14 protein-coding genes are annotated in these 17091 nt (G+C 62.2%); 10 read left to right on the plus strand and 4 right to left on the minus strand.

Features of this window, described 5'->3' with window-relative positions:
- The first annotated feature begins 1 nt into the window (after nt 1).
- The 6 genes from J2X50_RS22325 to virB11 are packed head-to-tail and all read left to right on the plus strand — an operon-like array spanning nt 2 to nt 4973.
- Nucleotides 2–898, plus strand: coding sequence for a type IV secretion system protein (locus J2X50_RS22325; RefSeq protein WP_018431391.1), 897 nt, complete (start codon nt 2–4; stop codon nt 896–898).
- A gap of 51 nt (nt 899–949) precedes the next feature.
- Entirely contained in the window at nt 950–1216 is a 267-nt protein-coding gene (locus tag J2X50_RS22330; protein ID WP_018431390.1) for a hypothetical protein, read from the plus strand.
- Between the two features lie 5 nt (nt 1217–1221).
- Nucleotides 1222–1893, plus strand: a complete 672-nt coding sequence (locus tag J2X50_RS22335) for a virB8 family protein (RefSeq protein WP_429098169.1) — start codon at nt 1222–1224, stop codon at nt 1891–1893.
- Nucleotides 1890–2747: a P-type conjugative transfer protein VirB9 gene (virB9, locus tag J2X50_RS22340; protein WP_428529613.1), complete on the plus strand. Its 858-nt coding sequence runs from the start codon at nt 1890–1892 to the stop codon at nt 2745–2747. Before J2X50_RS22335 ends, virB9 begins: the two co-directional genes overlap by 4 nt.
- Before the next feature lie 10 nt (nt 2748–2757).
- Nucleotides 2758–3930: a type IV secretion system protein VirB10 gene (gene virB10 / locus J2X50_RS22345; protein WP_429098171.1), complete on the plus strand. Its 1173-nt coding sequence runs from the start codon at nt 2758–2760 to the stop codon at nt 3928–3930.
- 8 nt (nt 3931–3938) lie between these two features.
- Nucleotides 3939–4973: a P-type DNA transfer ATPase VirB11 gene (gene virB11 / locus J2X50_RS22350; RefSeq protein WP_429098173.1), complete on the plus strand. Its 1035-nt coding sequence runs from the start codon at nt 3939–3941 to the stop codon at nt 4971–4973.
- Nucleotides 4974–5590: 617 nt separating this feature from the next.
- Here the strand turns inward: virB11 and J2X50_RS22355 are convergent.
- The 3 genes from J2X50_RS22355 to traA are packed head-to-tail and all read right to left on the minus strand — an operon-like array spanning nt 5591 to nt 12314.
- A complete protein-coding gene (locus J2X50_RS22355; RefSeq protein WP_429098174.1) occupies nt 5591–7351 on the minus strand; it encodes a BID domain-containing T4SS effector in 1761 nt (586 codons plus the stop codon).
- Nucleotides 7352–7354: 3 nt separating this feature from the next.
- A complete protein-coding gene (locus J2X50_RS22360) occupies nt 7355–7624 on the minus strand; it encodes a hypothetical protein (RefSeq protein ID WP_011578783.1) in 270 nt (89 codons plus the stop codon).
- Between the two features lie 16 nt (nt 7625–7640).
- Nucleotides 7641–12314, minus strand: a complete 4674-nt coding sequence (gene traA / locus J2X50_RS22365) for a Ti-type conjugative transfer relaxase TraA (protein ID WP_429098175.1) — start codon at nt 12312–12314, stop codon at nt 7641–7643.
- 221 nt (nt 12315–12535) lie between these two features.
- Here traA and J2X50_RS22370 point away from each other — a divergent pair, with 221 nt between their 5' ends.
- The 3 genes from J2X50_RS22370 to traG are packed head-to-tail and all read left to right on the plus strand — an operon-like array spanning nt 12536 to nt 15016.
- Nucleotides 12536–12760: a TraC family protein gene (locus J2X50_RS22370; protein WP_011578781.1), complete on the plus strand. Its 225-nt coding sequence runs from the start codon at nt 12536–12538 to the stop codon at nt 12758–12760.
- Nucleotides 12761–12809: 49 nt separating this feature from the next.
- Nucleotides 12810–13073 carry a conjugal transfer protein TraD gene (locus J2X50_RS22375; RefSeq protein WP_018431381.1) on the plus strand — a complete coding sequence of 88 codons (264 nt, stop codon included), beginning with the start codon at nt 12810–12812 and terminating at the stop codon, nt 13071–13073.
- 23 nt (nt 13074–13096) lie between these two features.
- Nucleotides 13097–15016, plus strand: a complete 1920-nt coding sequence (gene traG, locus J2X50_RS22380) for a Ti-type conjugative transfer system protein TraG (RefSeq protein WP_011578779.1) — start codon at nt 13097–13099, stop codon at nt 15014–15016.
- Here the strand turns inward: traG and J2X50_RS22385 are convergent.
- Nucleotides 15000–15434 carry a hypothetical protein gene (locus tag J2X50_RS22385; protein ID WP_429098177.1) on the minus strand — a complete coding sequence of 145 codons (435 nt, stop codon included), beginning with the start codon at nt 15432–15434 and terminating at the stop codon, nt 15000–15002. The two genes, traG and J2X50_RS22385, sit on opposite strands and share 17 nt — an antisense overlap.
- A 154-nt stretch (nt 15435–15588) precedes the next feature.
- Between J2X50_RS22385 and J2X50_RS22390 the strand changes: the two genes are divergently transcribed.
- Nucleotides 15589–16788, plus strand: a complete 1200-nt coding sequence (locus J2X50_RS22390; protein ID WP_429098179.1) for a DUF1173 domain-containing protein — start codon at nt 15589–15591, stop codon at nt 16786–16788.
- The last annotated feature ends 303 nt before the right edge of the window (nt 16789–17091 follow it).

The raw sequence follows: 17091 nt of genomic DNA on the forward strand, positions 1-17091 counted from the left end.
CATGTACACCGTCTTCGACTTTCTCGATCGCCAGTTCACGACGCCGCTCCAGAACTTCATCAGTTCCGGTACAAGCGGGATCAGCGCGTGGGTGACGGGGCCGTTGACAGCAGCGCTGACACTCTACGTGATCCTTTACGGTTTCCTGATCCTGCGCGGATCGGTGCAGGAACCGATCATGGAGTTTGCCTTCCGGGCGATAAAGCTCGCCATCATACTGATGCTGGTGAGGAACGCCGGCGAATATCAGACCTATGTGACTAACGTCTTTTTCGAGATTCTGCCCAGGGAAGTTTCCGAAGCACTGAATACCGGCGGCGCGCCGAGCGCTACGACCTTCGACAGTCTGCTCGACAAGGGTCAGAAATCCGCCAATGATATTTGGGCACAGGCCTCATGGCCGGTCGATCCGCTGACCGGTTTTGCCGGTCTTGTCGTCGTGTTTGTGACTTTTGTCGTGGCCTCGATCGGCTATGTTGTTTCACTCTATGCGCGGGTCGCCCTTGCGATCGTTCTCGCGATCGGACCGATCTTCATCGCACTGGCCATGTTCCAGTCGACACGCCGCTTCACCGAGGCGTGGATCGGGCAGCTCGCCAACTTCGTCATTCTGCAGGTTCTGGTTGTCGCGGTCGGCTCGCTGCTGGTCACCAGCTTCGCGACCATGTTTACGACTGTCGAGGCTTACAGCGACGTCCTGATGCGCCCGATCGCCGTCGGCGCCATCGGGCTTGCGTCACTGTACGTCTTTTATCAGCTGCCAGGTATTGCCTCGGCGCTCGCCTCCGGCGGTGCCTCGCTGACCTATGGCTATACCGCGGCGCGCGATGGGCACAACAACACCGTAGTGCGCGCGATCGGTTGGAGTTGGCGCAGGCTGACCGGCAGAGGAGCCTGACGCCATTACCATGAGGGGTATTTCAGCGTGCATATAGTTCGAGTTGTAACAATGATGGGGCTGCTGGCGGCGGTCTCCGGCTGCGCGACGCTAAGTTACCCGCTGCCTAAATGCGACGGTTACGCGAAGCGTCCGCTCAATCGTTCGATGTGGGATTGGGATGCCGGGAAAGCACAGGGCAATCCGCAACAGCAATCCTCGCGCGCTGGTGGCGACGCGTTAGCCTTGGCGTTCGCCGAGCATGAACCAACCGTCGCGACCGTAGCCTTCGCCGGATTCGACGAAGCCGGCTCTCACGCCGCTTGCCGGGCAGGGTAGGGGGCATGGTGACGACAGACAGTCTCAAGGAATATTTCGACAAGGCGCGCCGCTTCGATCAGGACCGGATCGTCTCCGCCGAGCGCTCAAAACGACTCGCCTGGTTCGTCGCCATCGTCGCCAGCGTGCTGGCCTGCGTCTCGGTTGCCGCCGTGGTCGCGCTGACGCCGCTCAAGACGGTCGAACCCTTTGTCATCCGCGTCGACAATTCGACCGGCATCGTCGACGTCGTGTCAGCCATGGCGTCGACCGCCGGCAACTATGACGAGGAGGTCACCAAATATTTCGCCGCCCGTTACGTCCGGGCACGCGAAGGCTATGTCTGGTCGGAAGCGGAAGAGAATTTCCGGACCGCATCGCTGATGTCGAACGCGGCTGAGCAGCAGCGCTTTGCGGCCGCGTATCGCGGCGGCAATCCGGAATCTCCGCAGAATGTCTATGGGCGCTCGGCGACGTCCCGTATCGGGATCAAGTCAATCTCACTCATCAACAGCAATGTCGTTTCAGTCCGCTACACGCGGACAATCACACGCGGCGAAGATGTCCGCACAACCCATTGGGTGGCAACGATCACCTATTCCTATGCCAATGCCCCAATATCCTCCAGCGACCGGTTGGTGAACCCGCTTGGGTTCGTGGTGAGCGAGTACCGGGCCGATCCGGAGGCCTTGAATTGAGAAAACGATCGTTCCTTGCCGTGGCCATCATCGCGGCACTGGCCGCATTCCCTGTTCAGGCCCTGGAGATTCCGACCAGCGCGCAGCAGGACAATCGCGTGCGTTTCGTCAGCTACCAACCCTACAATATCACCCGCATCGTCGGCACGATCCGTTCTTCGGTCCAGGTGGAGTTCGCGCCAGACGAGGAAATCGCTCATGTGGCACTCGGCAATACCGTTGCCTGGGAAGTCGCACCTGCCGGCCACATCCTGTTCCTCAAACCACGCGAGAACCAACCCGCCACCAACATCTCGGTTGTGACGACACGGCGCGACGGCTCCAAGCGCAGCTATCAGATGGAATTGGTCGTTCGAGACGGTTCGGTCGATGCCGGGCAGAACACATATTTCTATGTGAAGTACCGCTATCCGGCCGATGAAGCAGAGCGGCGACGCCTCGAGGATGAGGCGAAGAAGCGTGCGGCCGAGGCTGGTTATGCCGATCAGGTCCTCGGCATCCATGAACAATACGGCCCACGAAACTGGCGTTATTCGGCGCAAGGCTCCGCCGCAATCGAACCGCAGGCGGTCTACGATAATGGCAAGGTGACGACCTTTGCCTTCAGCGGCAATCAGGAGATGCCCGCGATCTACATAGAGAATTCCGACGGGACGGAAAGCCTGGTGCCGAAGACGGTTCAGGGCGACCTCGTTCTGGTCCATGCGATCAGCCGCAAGTTTATCCTGCGGCGTGGATCGGACACGCTCTGCATCTTCAACGAGGCCTATTCGCCGGTAGGCGTCGATCCGGGAACCAATACCACCTCGCCCTCGGTCGAACGAGTGGTGAAGGTTCCGGCCGCCGGACAATAAGGGAGCCGCCATGACAGATACGCCAGAAACATCGATCCCCGGCGAACGCGGTCAGACCTCGGCGGCACGCAAGGGCGACAGCAATCCCTTGCTCAAGCGAGGCGCGGTCGTGCTGGCGGTCGTCGCCTTCATGGGTTTCGCCATGTGGTCGATGCGCCAGGGGCCGAAGGAGGACGTCGAGCAGCCGGGATCGGGAGTGATCCGTCAGACGACGGAGTTCGAACCGGCCCGGGCCGAACCCGAGCCCGTGGCCCTGCCAGTTCCCGAGATCAAACTACCGACGCCGGCCGTCGAGACGGCGGAGACGCCCCCGGTCGATGAACTGCTCGATGCGGCAAGACGGGCGCCGGTGATGGCCTTTGGCGGCGGTCAGTCCGGCAACAATGCCAGGCCTTCCAATACGGGCGACGCGACGACCGATCCAAACTTCGTCCCGGTTGACGGCCTCCTGGGAGGAGGGGGGCAGGGCGAGAACGAGGATCAGCGCTTCAACCGGATGCTGAAGCCAACTGTCCTGGAAGGATCGAAGGCCGGACATCTCGGCAACCGGAACTTCATCGTGGCGATGGGGACCTCGATCCCCTGCGCGCTCGAAACCGCGCTGTCATCCGATCAGCCGGGATTCACCAGTTGCGTGATTACCCGAGATATTCTCTCCGACAACGGCCGGGTCGTGCTGATGGAGAAAGGCACCCAGGTCGTGGGCGAATATCGTGGCGGACTGCGCCGCGGCCAAAGCCGGTTGTTCGTGCTCTGGAACCGAGCCAAGACGCCCACAGGCGTCATCATCACAATGGCCTCGCCGGCAACCGATGCGATCGGCCGGGCTGGCTTTGATGGTTACGTCGATACGCATTGGTGGGAGCGCTTCGGAAGCGCGCTACTTCTGTCGGTGGTCGGCGATATTGCCACCTATGCCGGTCAGGAACTACAGCGCAGTGATGTGCAGGCGCAGGGCACGACAAGCGCCGGCAAAGACGCCGCCGCGATCGCCGTCGAGCAGTCCATCAACATTCCGCCAACGCTCATGAAGCACCAGGGGTCACTCGTTTCGATCTTCGTGGCGCGCGATCTCGATTTCTCAAGCATCTATGGTCTGCGGGTCACCGAGCCGCGCAACACGATCTACGACCGCGCCGTGATAGGCGACTTCTATCCAAAATCCGATTTGGTCACGAAATAGGGCAGGGGATGGCGGAAAACTCCGATGCTGGCGTCGTCCGCCAACTGCTTCTGCCGCTCGATCGCTTCTTGAAAGACGAGAGCCTCTACGAGGTCGTCATCAATCGACCCGGCGAAGTGCTGACGGAAGGAACGGCTGGCTGGAAACGCCACGAGCTGCCGGACCTGTCGTTTGACAAGCTGATGCGGCTGGCCCGCGCGGTGGCAAGTTACTCAAATCAGGGCATCGACGAGACGCGCCCGCTTCTCTCTGCCACCCTTCCGGACGACGAACGCATCCAGATTGTGATCCCGCCGGCGACGACACGCGACACCGTTTCCATCACCATCCGCAAGCCCTCATCTGTTGCGCTGTCCACGGCTGATCTGGAGGAGGGCGGCTTGTTCGAGAATGTCGTTGCGAGCGCCGATCAGACCTCTCGTGAAGATCCGTTGTTAGCGAGCTACCGCAGCGGACAGTATCGCGTCTTTCTCGAAGGTGCGGTTCTTGCGCGCAAGAACATCATCATCTCTGGCGCCACGGGATCCGGCAAGACCACGATCTCGAAGGCGCTAATCCAGCACATTCCAGACGACGAACGGCTCATCAGCATCGAAGACACACCGGAGTTGACGATCCCGCAGCCGAACCATGTCCGGCTGTTCTATTCCAAGGGCGGGCAGGGGCTGGCAAAGCTCGGCGCGAAGGATCTGCTTGAATCGTGCCTGCGCATGCGCCCGGATCGGGTCCTCCTGCAGGAGCTGCGTGACGGCACTGCGTTCTACTACATCCGAAACATCAATTCCGGGCACCCCGGCTCGATCACCACCGTCCATGCGGATTCACCAAGCCTGGCGTTCGAGCAGTTGACACTCCTGGTCAAAGAATCCGAGGGGGGACAGGACCTCGACCGGGAAGACATCCGAAACCTGCTGAAGATTTCGATCGACGTGATCGTGCAGTGCAAGAGGGTCGGCGGCGGGTTCCGGGTGACGGAGATTTACTTCGCTGACGCCATTGCCCCGACCGCCCGCATCTCTTCAGCTGGAGGGGTCGCGCCATAATCCATAGCGTGCGGGCTAGGCAAGATCCGCATTTTAGAAAGTTGGACCATCTTATGAAAACAGCGCGCCGTCGGCGATCCGCCAGTCTCCCCGTACATTTTGCGACAAACTTATCCTGCGGTACCGCAAGGTCTGCAGAAAGGTGTCTTCGTATGCGCACCTCGAACGAAGCATGTCTGACCGTCTCCGAAGGGGAGCATCTCGCTCAATCCATCAATTTGGCTCTCGCGTGTTACTGTAGAGAACAAATGAGAGAGGGTGACGATCTTATTCTCGAGCTCAACTCTTCCCGTGCCATCATCCGGCCCGTTCCGGGAATGCTGTGGCTACGCGTTGACGCGTCCGATTTGCTGACCTGCATTGGAACGAAGATGTTACTCGAGTCTGCCCTGAGAGCGTCTCGAGAGGATGCGCCGAGACATGTTCTGTGGGTGCAGGCGGAGCACGAGCCCTTTGCGGCCGTCCGGGCAGTCATCCAGTCCGGCCAGATCACCGCCTACTAGAGCCGCGCGCTCGCCGTGGCGATGAGGCGATGAGGCGATGAGGCGACGCGATAGCATGATCTGATTTCCTGATCCCAGCGATTCCAGTGGTGGCCGGGACCCCGCCAGGCAAGCTTATCGCTTTATCGAGATCCCAGCATTGCGGCCGCGTTCCAATTGCTGTCGCTGCAGCTGGGTCTGACCATGCACCGCCTGCACCTGAGACTGCACGCGCGCGAGCGTGGCGACACGCTCATGAGGGACAGCGAGGTTTCGTGACAGTCGATCGAGATCCCCTGATTTCAAGGCATTTCGGTCAGAGGGCGTCAACCGCCGATTGATTGACGAAGCGATGCCGTCCAGCTCCCGTCGCAACTGCGGGGCGGCGTGCAGCCTCGCGGCCTGCTCGTGCGCCGGCGCCTGCAGGATTGCCGTCAATCCCACCGATGGCGCTCGGATTTCCTGACGCTGGCGATGTTGCTCCTCACGATGCTTCGTCTCGATCTGATGCCGCTCGAAATCGACCGTGCGGCCATAATCCTCCATTGCGGCGGCAAGCTGCGGCAGATGTGCCTTCGCGGTCTGGCGTTCCGGGCTTTCGGCACGCAGGAACCGACCGCCCTCGCCTGCCATGGGTCCAAGCTTTCCAGCCCGGATATCCTGTCCAGCGACGGAGCCCGCCATGGCGCCATCGATGCTCTCGACCGTCGCCGATGTAGCAGCGGCGTTTCCATAGACCAGTTGGGATAGCCGTTCGATTTCAGAACGCTTTTGCTCCAGCCGTGAGGATTGCCGCAGCTTGGTGCCGATCTCGGCCTCGCTCAGATCGGGCACGTCCCGCCCGGGAATGAGGACCTCTCCCGGTCGAACCTGCCGCTCCGGTTTCTCTTCCTCACGATCACGGACCAGGGGACGCGCCAGAGGGTCTTCGCCGCCTGGAATGATGGGACTCCGGTCGATGCCGATCCGCTGCTTGACCTCCCGGGCGGTCTTCATGGCATCGTCATCATCCGAGCGACGCCGATCCGCCAGAAACCAGGCGAGGTCTTCGCGTGAGTGGGCCTTGACTTCATCGAGCAGGGACGCCGGCGCGCTACGAGCCTCCATACGATCCACGACCTTGGCCCAGACAAGCGCGAAGGCGTCGATTTCCTCGCGGGACAAAGGTCGGCTGCGCGTCTCCTCGAGCACCTGGCGCGCCATGGCGGCCGCCCGCCACTGTCCATTGGACAGAACATTGTCATAGACCGCTTCGCCATCGGGCCGTTGAATCAGGACCCGGCTGGCGAGCTTGCGGCGCTCAATGCGCTCCAGGCTTTCGGCAAGGCCGGTGACGGCGGCATCATGGACGGCGCGCGGCGGGATCCGCGCCGCTGCGCCGGCATGATGCAATTCCTCGAAGCGGTAGTGGCAACCCTGCCAACTGACTCGCGAACTGACGGCCAGCACGCGCGCTTCGATGCGATAGCCGGCCGATCGTCCGGCCGTCATGATTTTCTCGACATTGTCGGGCGTCCTCATCGTGGTTTCAAACACGACATGGACACCGTGACCGGTGGCAGCGGTGAGCAGCTTCTCGCTCCAGATACCGGCGTCGGCTTGCGTGAAGCGCGACGCCGTCATCGGATCGGCGTTCTGGTGAGCGACAAAACCCGGATGATAGGATCGCAGATCATCGCCGACGACGCGGATGGCGGGACCCGTTTCCTCCAGCTCCGTAAGGCTCGCCGTCAGCAGAGCTGTTTTGCCGGAACCAGGCTGGCCGCCGAGCACGATCAGGGTCGGCCGGTCCGCTTTGCCGATATCGTCGGGGAGATAGTCGGGCAGGATTTCCGTGCGAAAGATGTGTTCGTTCTGGGCCTCCGACAGCCGGCCGAGGGTAGCTTCGTCCGCCATGGATCAGAGCTCCCGCCAGAACGCGGCCGCGTCTTTGACCCGCGGCCCCCATTCCGCGATCACGGCTTCGATCTGCTCGGGATCGCCGACCCGAATGCGGTTCTGCACCGCAAGCAACTCCCGCCGCTTGGCGCGCAGCGCTTCGGCGCCGGCCGGATCGTTCGCCTCGATGGCGGCAACGCGTTCCGATACCAACCCACGCGCCTGATTCATGATTTCGATGGCGAGCTCGGCCCGCACAATCGCGTCGAGCGTTGTTATCTGTCCGGCCATTGTCTTGTCCCTTCTGCTATCTCGTGATGCCTTTGGTCTGGTTGAGTGCCCGCATCTGGCGCTCGGCGATGATGTCCTGGGCCTTGTCGGCGCGAACGGCATTCTGCAGCACCTTGAGGCGGGGCTGCATGGCCTCGAAGACCTTGCGCTGCGCCGCCGGCACCCGATCGATGACGTTTGCCTGCGCACGTCCAATCGCGTTCGGCCCGAACCTCTTGTCGAGCGCATTGCTGACGGCTGCGAACTCCGCTCTCACCTTTGCATCCAGAGAACGGACGAGCCGGGTTATGTCCTTGGGAGACTTCTCGGCTGTGGCCGTCACGCGGGCCAGCTCGGATACCGCCCGTGGTGACAGTCCGGGCACCGGTACGCTCATTCGCTCCCGATCTGCGGCAATGGCCGCCTTCTCGGCGTCGAACGCGCCCTGCCAGGCCTTGCCCGTTGCAACGACGCTGGCGGCTGCGCTCGCCACGGCTTCGACCGCAGCCTTGCGTTCCCGCCCGGTGGCCATGAGCCGATCCACAACGCGGTCGGAACCGCGCAGTGCGCCATAAGCCGCGGGGTCGTTCGCGACGGCACGCGCGATGCGCTCGGGCTCGACGCCCTTGACGACCAGAGCCTCAATCGTCGCAAGGGCCGCCGCAGGATCGCGCCAGACGCGCTGCGCGGCCTCAGCAAGTGCTGCGCGCTGTTGCCTATAGCGGGGAACCTCCAGCGCACGCTTTTTGGCTTCATCATCGACAGTTGCCGCGAACTCGGTGACCGCCGCGAGCATCGGCAAGGCGGGTGGCCTGGACATCTCTGGAGCCGTGGCCGGATCGTAGGCCGCCGGCGCTATGACCCGCGATGGATCGTGCCGCTCGGCCAGATATTGCAGTTCGTTAAAACGGCGCACGGCCGCAAACAGCGTCGTCAACTCTTGCCGTTTTGCCTCTGGCATTCCTTCGGGCATGCGCGCGACCATCTGCTTTTCGGCATACTGGTCGGCCTTTTCGGTAAAGGCGCTCCAGCCGAAGCGGGCGGTCAGCGCTTCGCCGAGGGCCTTCATCTCCTGCACCAGCGAGCGCTCTGACGCTGCATAGGCAAAGGCCGTCTTGTAGGCGCCTTCGCCGCCCTTCTCGCGAACCGCCTCGACTTCATTGAGCCGCGCCACCGCATGCGGGGACAGTGCCGGGACCGAAAGCGCCATGGCGGCGCGGCGCGCATGCTCACGGTTCTCAAAATTGGCCCGGTCATGCTTGAAGTTTTCGGCGTGACTGCGCGCCAGGGGGCCGAGCTCTGCGACAGCGGCGACGGCCTCAGCCCGTTCCTTCCGCGCTATCTGGCCGTCGACCAGGCTGTCGCTGCCACGCATGGCCCCAAGCATCGAGGGACTGCGAGCAAGCTTTTCACCGAGCTGCCGTGGCTCGACTTCAAAGGCCGACGCCTCCGCGTTCAGACGATCGAGGGCAGCGGCAGGATTGCGATAGATACGCTCGAGCACGGGGAGCAGAATCGCCTCGCGCTCTTTCCACCGTGTCGACGCAAGATGCTCGATCCGCGCGTCTTCGTCCAGCGAGCGGATAAAACTCGCCTGTGGCGCGAGCAGATATCGCGTCTGTTCGGCAGCCGCCCCAATCTGCGCGGGCGCAATTCCAGATACACCGACATATGCCGGATCCACCGTTTGCGTCCGAACCGCCCTATCGTCGTAGGAGACGCTGCGCTCCTTCTCGATCGCAAAGCCGAGTGCGACGCTGGCGCGCTCCCAAAGCCGCGCCACGCGATCACGTTGTGCACCAATCCACGACAGGCGCCGCTCCATCCCCTGCTCCATTCCGGCAGCAAGCTCGATGGCATGATCCATGTTGCGGCGGCGGGCGAAGTCGACAATCTGTGCCTGGTAGCCCGCTTCGGATTCGTAATCGAGCGTCGTCGTCTTGGCGCCGGAGCGGGACAGGCGCTCGACCAATGACTTAAACAGTTCCGGACGATGACTTTCCTGCGCGAGACGTTCTTGGCGTACATCCGCGGTCTCGGCCCGCTCTGCGGTCCAGACATTGCGTTCGACCTCACGCTCCTCGAAGGTCTTTTTGCCGGTTTCGGGATCCACGACCGGTATCTTCACCGTGACGTGCTCAACTCCGTCCTTGCGCAAGGTGACGGTGTCGCCGATCTCGACGCTGCCTTTCTCAATAGCCTTCGGAAGGCTGACACCCCAGACGCGATGGACCACGCCGTCGTCGGTTTTGACGTCGGCATATGGGCTCTCTTTTGCATCTTCGTCGTTTGGACGGAATTTCGCTTCGCCGGTTTCGACCAGTTGACCGGTGACGCCGGCGGCGTGATCGACGCGCTGCGCCCTGCCCCATTTCTCGCGCGGCGCAAAATCCTCGTGCGCCATATAGAGATCGGCCCGATCGCGATGTCGCGACATCGCAACATAGGCGAGATGCTGATCCATCATGCCGGTGGCCAGAACCAACGTCCTGTCCACGGTCGCGCCTTGAGATTTGTGCACGGTGGCCGCATAGCCGTGGTCGACATTGCGATAGGTGTCCTGGCCGAAGGTTACCTCCCGCCCCGCATCAAGCTTTACCGTGAGCAGCGTCTCGCCCCGCTCGTTCGTCGTGCGAACGACGGTTCCGAGCATGCCGTTCTTCACTTGCTGAACAGCGAGATGCTCGGCGCGCTTCTCAAAGAAGCGGGCGTTTTCGAGGAAGATCAGTCGGTCGCCAATCGCGAACTGCCGCGCGCCCCGCTCGGTCTGGTACGCGCGGTCTTCGCCAAGCGCTTCCTGACGACGCATCACGGTGCGGATCGCATGATTGAGCTTTCCGACATCATCATTGGTTTGCGCCAGAACCAGCAGTTCCGAACCGGTGAGAACGCGGCTTTCCGATTCCGCCTTCTTCCGGTAATCCGCCCGCGCCTGCCCCCAATCCTCGACGATCCGCTCGATCACCGCATCGCGGGTTTCAAGCTGGACGATGCGGTCATGTTGCGCATAAGCGTCGAGCGCCTCCTCGACCTTCCCGCGCGCGAACAGGCGGGAGGCACCGCGCGCCCACTGCTCGCGCTGGCGACGAACACCGGTCAATTCGGCAAAGCCGATGCGCTCGACAATCGCCCGGAACGCCGCGCCCGCCTGGATCGGCTGGAGCTGCATCGGATCCCCGACCAGCACCGCTTTTGCTCCAGCGTCCTCGACAATCTTCAAGACACGCGCCAACTGTTCCGACGACACCATGCCGGCCTCGTCGATAACCAGCACATCGCCCTTTTGCAGCGTGTCCCGACCGTCCGCCCAGCCCAGTTCCCATGAGGCGAGCGTGCGTGATTTGATCCCGGAACTCTCTTCAAGACCCTCGGCGGCCTTACCGGCAAGGGCCGCTCCGACGACGCGACGGTCGTCCGCCTCCCAGGCAATGCGCGCCGCATCGAGCAAGGTGGATTTGCCCGCACCGGCCAACCCTACGACGGCGGATATAGCGCTATCGCCGGTGACGTGCCGGACGGCGTCGACCTGTTCGGCGTCGAGCCTGAACGGCTTCTCCGGATCGCGGCTCTCCACCAGGCGAATGGCGTTACCGACTTTTTCGGACGTCACCGTGAAGCCCGATCGACGCGACAGCTCCCGCGCCGACTGCGCCATATCGTATTCGGTGCGCAGCATGGCGCGTGTGGTGAACACGGCGACGTCGGCAACCTTTCCTGTGTCCGAATCAATCTGCTGCGGCTTCAGCGTCACCAGATCCGACGACGCCATCAGTTGCGCATGGATATTGGCGAAGACCGCCGGATCGTCGACATAGCGATGCAGTGCTTTGGCGATTTCCCGCTCGTCGAATGTCGAACGTTCCCGGCTGAGCTGCTTCAGCAAAAGGCCGGGTTCATCGGCAAGGCGGTCGGCCATTTCCTGCCGCTTCGCCAGGGCGGCTGGTGCGAAGTACATCTCCCTGCCCTTTCGGGCCAAGGCCGCTTTTGCCGGACCGAGATGGCTTTGGGCGATGCCGTCGAGGCCCTGCTCGGCATAGCTGCGCCCATCCAGGCGGATATCGTGACCGGCAAGCGCAAGATGCTTGTTGGCCGTTTCCGCCCAGCCGATTTTCCACGCCTTCATCGTGTCCTTGTCACCAGCCCACAGCCGATAGACGATCTTGCCCTTCGGCCGATCCGGGGTGACGACACGCAGTGGCTTGCCGTCATCGCCGAGAACCGCGACCTTCTTGTTGCCAAAACCATCATCGGTCAGAGGCCGCAAGGTGGTCATCAGGTGGATATGCGGATTGCCGTCCTTGTCGTGATAGACCCAGTCGGCGACCATGCCCTTTGATGTCAGATGGTCGCGGACGAATTCGCGCACCAGGGCAATGTTCTCCGCCTTCGACAGCTCCTCCGGCAGCGCGAAGATCATCTCGCGGGCAAGCTGCGCGTCCACCCGCTTCTCAAAGGTATCGACGGCATTCCACAACACCTCGCTGGCGCCGGCGATCGTCCTCCCATCGATCATGGTGCGGAGCCATGCCGGCGTCTGATCCGGCAGCGCCAGCTCTTCATGCACGAGCTCGGCCTTGCCGCCCTCATACCGGAAGCTCATCCCCGTCTGCTCTTCGTCCATCCTCGTACGATGGCGATAGGCCGCGGCCGAGACGACACTGCGTCCCGCTCCCCGGCTGATCACCTGTGCCCGTACGAACATGATCGCCATGCGATCAGACCCTCTCCCAAGCATGTCGCGTTCCGCGACGTATATTGCGCCCTCGAACAGATCGGGCCGCAGGACCGATGCCGCTTCTCGGGATGCGCCCTTGCGGGCGCAGACCAAAAGTGAGCCTCACGGCTCGGCGCAAACTAGCATCTTTTACTATGCGTTTCTACACGGTATAATCGCCGTGCAAAGGAAGGCTTCCGGAAAGGATAAGGTAGAAAATGCGCGCTAAATCATCGATTTCAGAGATTGACGCCCAGATAGATAAACTACGCGAAAAACGCCGTGGAATCCTCGCCAAGGCCAATGAGCGCTTCGCGCGCGCGGCGGCCAAGGCAGGACTGGCCGAGATGGATATTCCCGACAATGAGCTCGACGCTGTCTTCGAGGAGATCGCCGCGCGATTTCGCAAAAGCGCCAAGGGGCCTTCAGGCGCATCTGCTTAAGCGCCTCGATCGGCGGATTGTGGCCCTGGAACGAAAGCGGCGGCAGACGATGACAGAGGATCGCAAGAAAGACGCGCGCGAGAAGATCACGCTCGGCGGATTGGTGGTGAAGGCCGGGCTGCGACAGGCCGACCGGGCGTTCCTGCTCGGTGTCCTGTTGGAAGCCGCGACCGTACGCGTCGGATCGCCCGAGCATCATCGGCTGAAAGCAAAAGGCGGCATGGCGTTCCAACGCGACCGCATGAAGGACGCCGAAGCGGCGGATGCGGGATCGCCCGTCTCCGACGATTCCGAGAAGGCCAACGGCGACTAAGCGCCAGCAAGAGGAAGCCGGTCATGGCGGGAAAGACGAAACTGAAGCCGGCGCTGTTATGGGCAATCGTGCCTGCCGTCGTGACAGCGATGACCCTGGCGATCACATCGTACAGATGGCAGGCAATGGCGGGCGGGTTCTCGCCTGCCAATGCCTATTGGTTCTTACGCTCAGCACCCGTTCCCAATCTGCTCTTCGGTCCGATCGCGGGATTGATCACTGTCTTCGCGCTGCCGATGCACCGCCGCCGGCCGGTGGCGATGGTCAGCCTGATCTGCTTTCTCGGGGTCGCCGGCTTTTACGCTTTGCGCGAATATGCGCGGCTGTCCCCATCCGTCGAGAGCGGCTCGGTGACCTGGGACGAGGTGCTGTCCTATCTCGACTTCTTCGCCGTCATTGCTGCGGCCGTCGGTTTCGTCATCGTCGCGATATCGGCGCGGATATCGGTCGTCGTGTCCGATCCGGTGAAGCGCGCCAAGCGCGGAACCTTCGGTGATGCCGATTGGCTCACCATGTCGGCCGCCGCAAAGCTGTTTCCGCCAGACGGCGAGATCGTCGTCGGCGAACGTTACCGCGTCGACAAGGAAACGATCCGCGACGTGCCGTTCGATCCGGCCGACCGCGAGACATGGGGAAGCGGCGGCACCGCGCCGCTGCTCACCTATAAGCAGGATTTCGATTCCACCCATATGCTGTTCTTTGCGGGCTCAGGCGGATTCAAGACCACCAGCAACGTGGTGCCGACGGCGCTGCGCTATACCGGGCCATTGATCTGCCTCGACCCGTCGACCGAAGTCGCACCTATGGTCGTCGAGCACCGGACGCAATCGCTCGGGCGAGAGTGCATGGTCCTCGACCCGACAAATCCAGTGACGGGGTTCAACGTTCTCGACTGGATCGAAACGTCAAAACACAAGGAGGAGGATATTGTCGCGGTAGCCCACATGCTGCTGTCGGAAAGCGCGCGGTTCGAATCCTCGACCGGCAGCTATTTCCAGAACCAGGCGCACAATCTTCTGACCGGATTGCTCGCCCATGTGGTGCTCTCTCCGGAATATGCCGGTCGGCGGAACCTGCGCAGTTTGCGCCAGATCGTCTCCGAGCCGGAACCGTCCGTGCTCGCCATGCTGCGCGACATTCAGGAGACATCGGCGTCCGCCTTCATCCGCGAAACGCTCGGCGTCTTCACCAACATGACCGAGCAGACATTCTCCGGCGTGTACTCCACGGCATCAAAGGATACGCAGTGGCTGTCGCTCGACGATTATGCCGCGCTTGTCTGCGGCCGATCGTTCAAATCGAGCGATCTCGTCGCCGGAAAGAGGGACGTGTTCCTGAACATCCCTGCCGCCATCCTGCGCTCCTATCCGGGCATTGGCCGGGTGATCATCGGTTCCCTGATCAATGCCATGACACAGGCCGACGGCGCGTTTCAGCGCCGGGCCCTGTTCATGCTCGATGAAGTCGATTTGCTTGGCTATATGCGCGTTCTCGAAGAGGCGCGCGATCGCGGTCGAAAATACGGCATCACGCTGATGCTCATGTACCAGTCGGTCGGCCAGCTCGAACGGCATTTTGGCAAGGATGGCGCGACGTCATGGATCGATGGATGCGCCTTCGCCTCCTATGCCGCGATCAAGGCGCTGGAGACCGCGCGGAACGTTTCGGCGCAATGCGGCGAGATGACCGTCGAGGTCGAGGGCAAATCCCGCAATGTCGGGTGGAGTAATTCCAACAGCGGGTCGCGGCGCTCGGAAAGCCTCAACCTGCAACGCCGCCCTCTGATCATGCCGCACGAAATCACGCAGCAGATGCGCAAGGACGAGCAGATCATCATCGTACAGGGCCACGACCCGATCCGCTGCGGGCGGGCGATCTACTTCCGGAGAAAGGACATGGATGCGCAGGCCAGTCCGAACCGTTTCGTCAAGTCCGCCGTTTAGCGGAAGGGCGGTACCGGTCGAACGGATCTTCCGCGCCGGGCGGCGCGAACCAGTCGAGGAACAGATTGTAGCCGACCGCAAAGACGAACATGCCGAGCGCGGAGGAAAGGAAAAACCACCACGGCATGGGCGCAGCATTCGGATTGACGAAGACACCGATCGATACGAGCAACATGACGATGCCGGCGACGAACAGAAAGCCGGTGAAGGCGCGGAACGCGCAGGCGACGAAATAGAGCAGATGCCAGGTGGTGTAGAAACCGGCGCGGCCAATGGCCTCGAGCACGTTGAAGGGCAATGCGACGAGGAAGGGCATCGGGCGCAACGTTGGCCGCCCGTCGGCAGGGGCAGCGTTGGGGGCGTCGTGATTGCCGTTTGTGGGAGATCGCATCCGTTGTCCTTTCGCGGTGAGCGTCATTGTAGCTGAAATTGGAAGAATGAGAATCGGCGGAGTTCAATTGACGGAAGAAGAACAGCAAAGAACCGCAGGCCGGCGAAACCGCGGGAGCAAACGGAAACAGAATAAGTGAAGAGGAGACCAGTCTGATGATGACCGCAGGAACCGGAAGACCATGAGCCGGCATATCCGCATGGGCGGGCTTGATGTCGACATCGCTGATGCCGCGTTCGACGATCGGTTGGCGGATGCCTATTCGCGTCGTGAACATCCGCTTTGCCGCTGCCAGGCGGACGGCGTGCAGATGTACATCGCGCGGTTTGAAGACCGCCATATCCTGAAACGGATGCCGGGCACCGGGGCGCAGCACGCGCCCGACTGCGAGTCCTACGAGCCGCCATCCGACCTCTCGGGCCTGAGCGCGGTCGAGGGCGAGGCAATCGTCGAGAATGTGCAGGACGGCACAACGGCCCTGAAGCTCGGGTTCAGCCTGTCCAAGCTCGGCGGACGGACCGCGCCTGCAATCGGGGACAGCGCTGATCCGGGCGACGTCAGGACCGACGGGGCGCGATTGTCGTTAAAGGCGATGCTGCATTTCCTGTGGGACCGGGCGCAGTTCAATCGCTGGCGGCCGGCGATGGCCGGCCGCCGCAATTGGGCGGTGGTGCGCAAGTTCGTCGTCGAGGCGGCGTCGAGCTCGAGCGCCAAGGGCAAGCCGCTTTCCGACGCACTCTATATTCCGGAGATGTTCGATCCGGAGCGCGCCGACGCAATCGTTCAGCGCCGCCAGGCATTTCTGAGCAGAGCCGTTCAGTCACAGGGCAACCGCCGTTCGCTCGCGATCCTGATCGGAGAGTTGAAGGAGATACAACCGTCTCGGTCCGGATCGCGTGTGATCGTCAAACACGCCCCCCGGTATCCGTTCATGCTGGCCGACGACGTCACCCGCCGCATGAACAAGGTCTTTTCTCGCGAACTCGCGCTTTGGGAGGCAAGCCCGGAATCGCATCTCATCGCAGCGGCAACGTTCGGGGTCGGGGTATCCGGCATCGCAGCCATCGAGGCGATCGCGCTGATGATGGTCAGCGAACGGTGGATTCCATTCGAGAGCCAATACGAAGGCATGCTGCTTGACGCGCTCACGAAGCACGGCTCCATATTCGTGAAGGGGTTGCGTTACAATTTGCCGCCGGCACAGCCGATGGCGAGCGTCGTGCTGACCCGTGAAGGCGGCCAGCCCATCGCGATGTACATCGTTCCCGATGACGCGGATGGCGCCTATCGCGAGACGCTCGATCTGCTTGTCTCGGAGAGTGAAATGGACTCCTGGATATGGGACATCGCGGAAGGACCAATGCCTGATCTTCCTCGGTAAGCGGTGCTTCGAAAGCCATCATTTGTGGACGGTCCCGTGGCCGCGAGAGGATCGTCACGCGACTGCGCGGAGACCGCTTGCGGCTCCGGGAGCACCGCTCTTGCGGTGCGAGTAGAGCCGTCCCCGAAGGGGCTCGCCCAACTTCCCTGTGCGCATCGTTGAAGCATCGACCGGAAAGGGAATCTTCCACTTTCCTGATACGCCCTGATATGGACGTACGGCCCATAGTCAGGACGCGACGTTGATCGAGGAATGGCCTAATCGTCGATGGCAGGGCCACGGCAGAGCCGCTGCGCTGACCCA

It is taken from the genome of Aminobacter sp. BE322 (genome assembly GCF_050433525.1).
Lineage (GTDB): Bacteria > Pseudomonadota > Alphaproteobacteria > Rhizobiales > Rhizobiaceae > Aminobacter.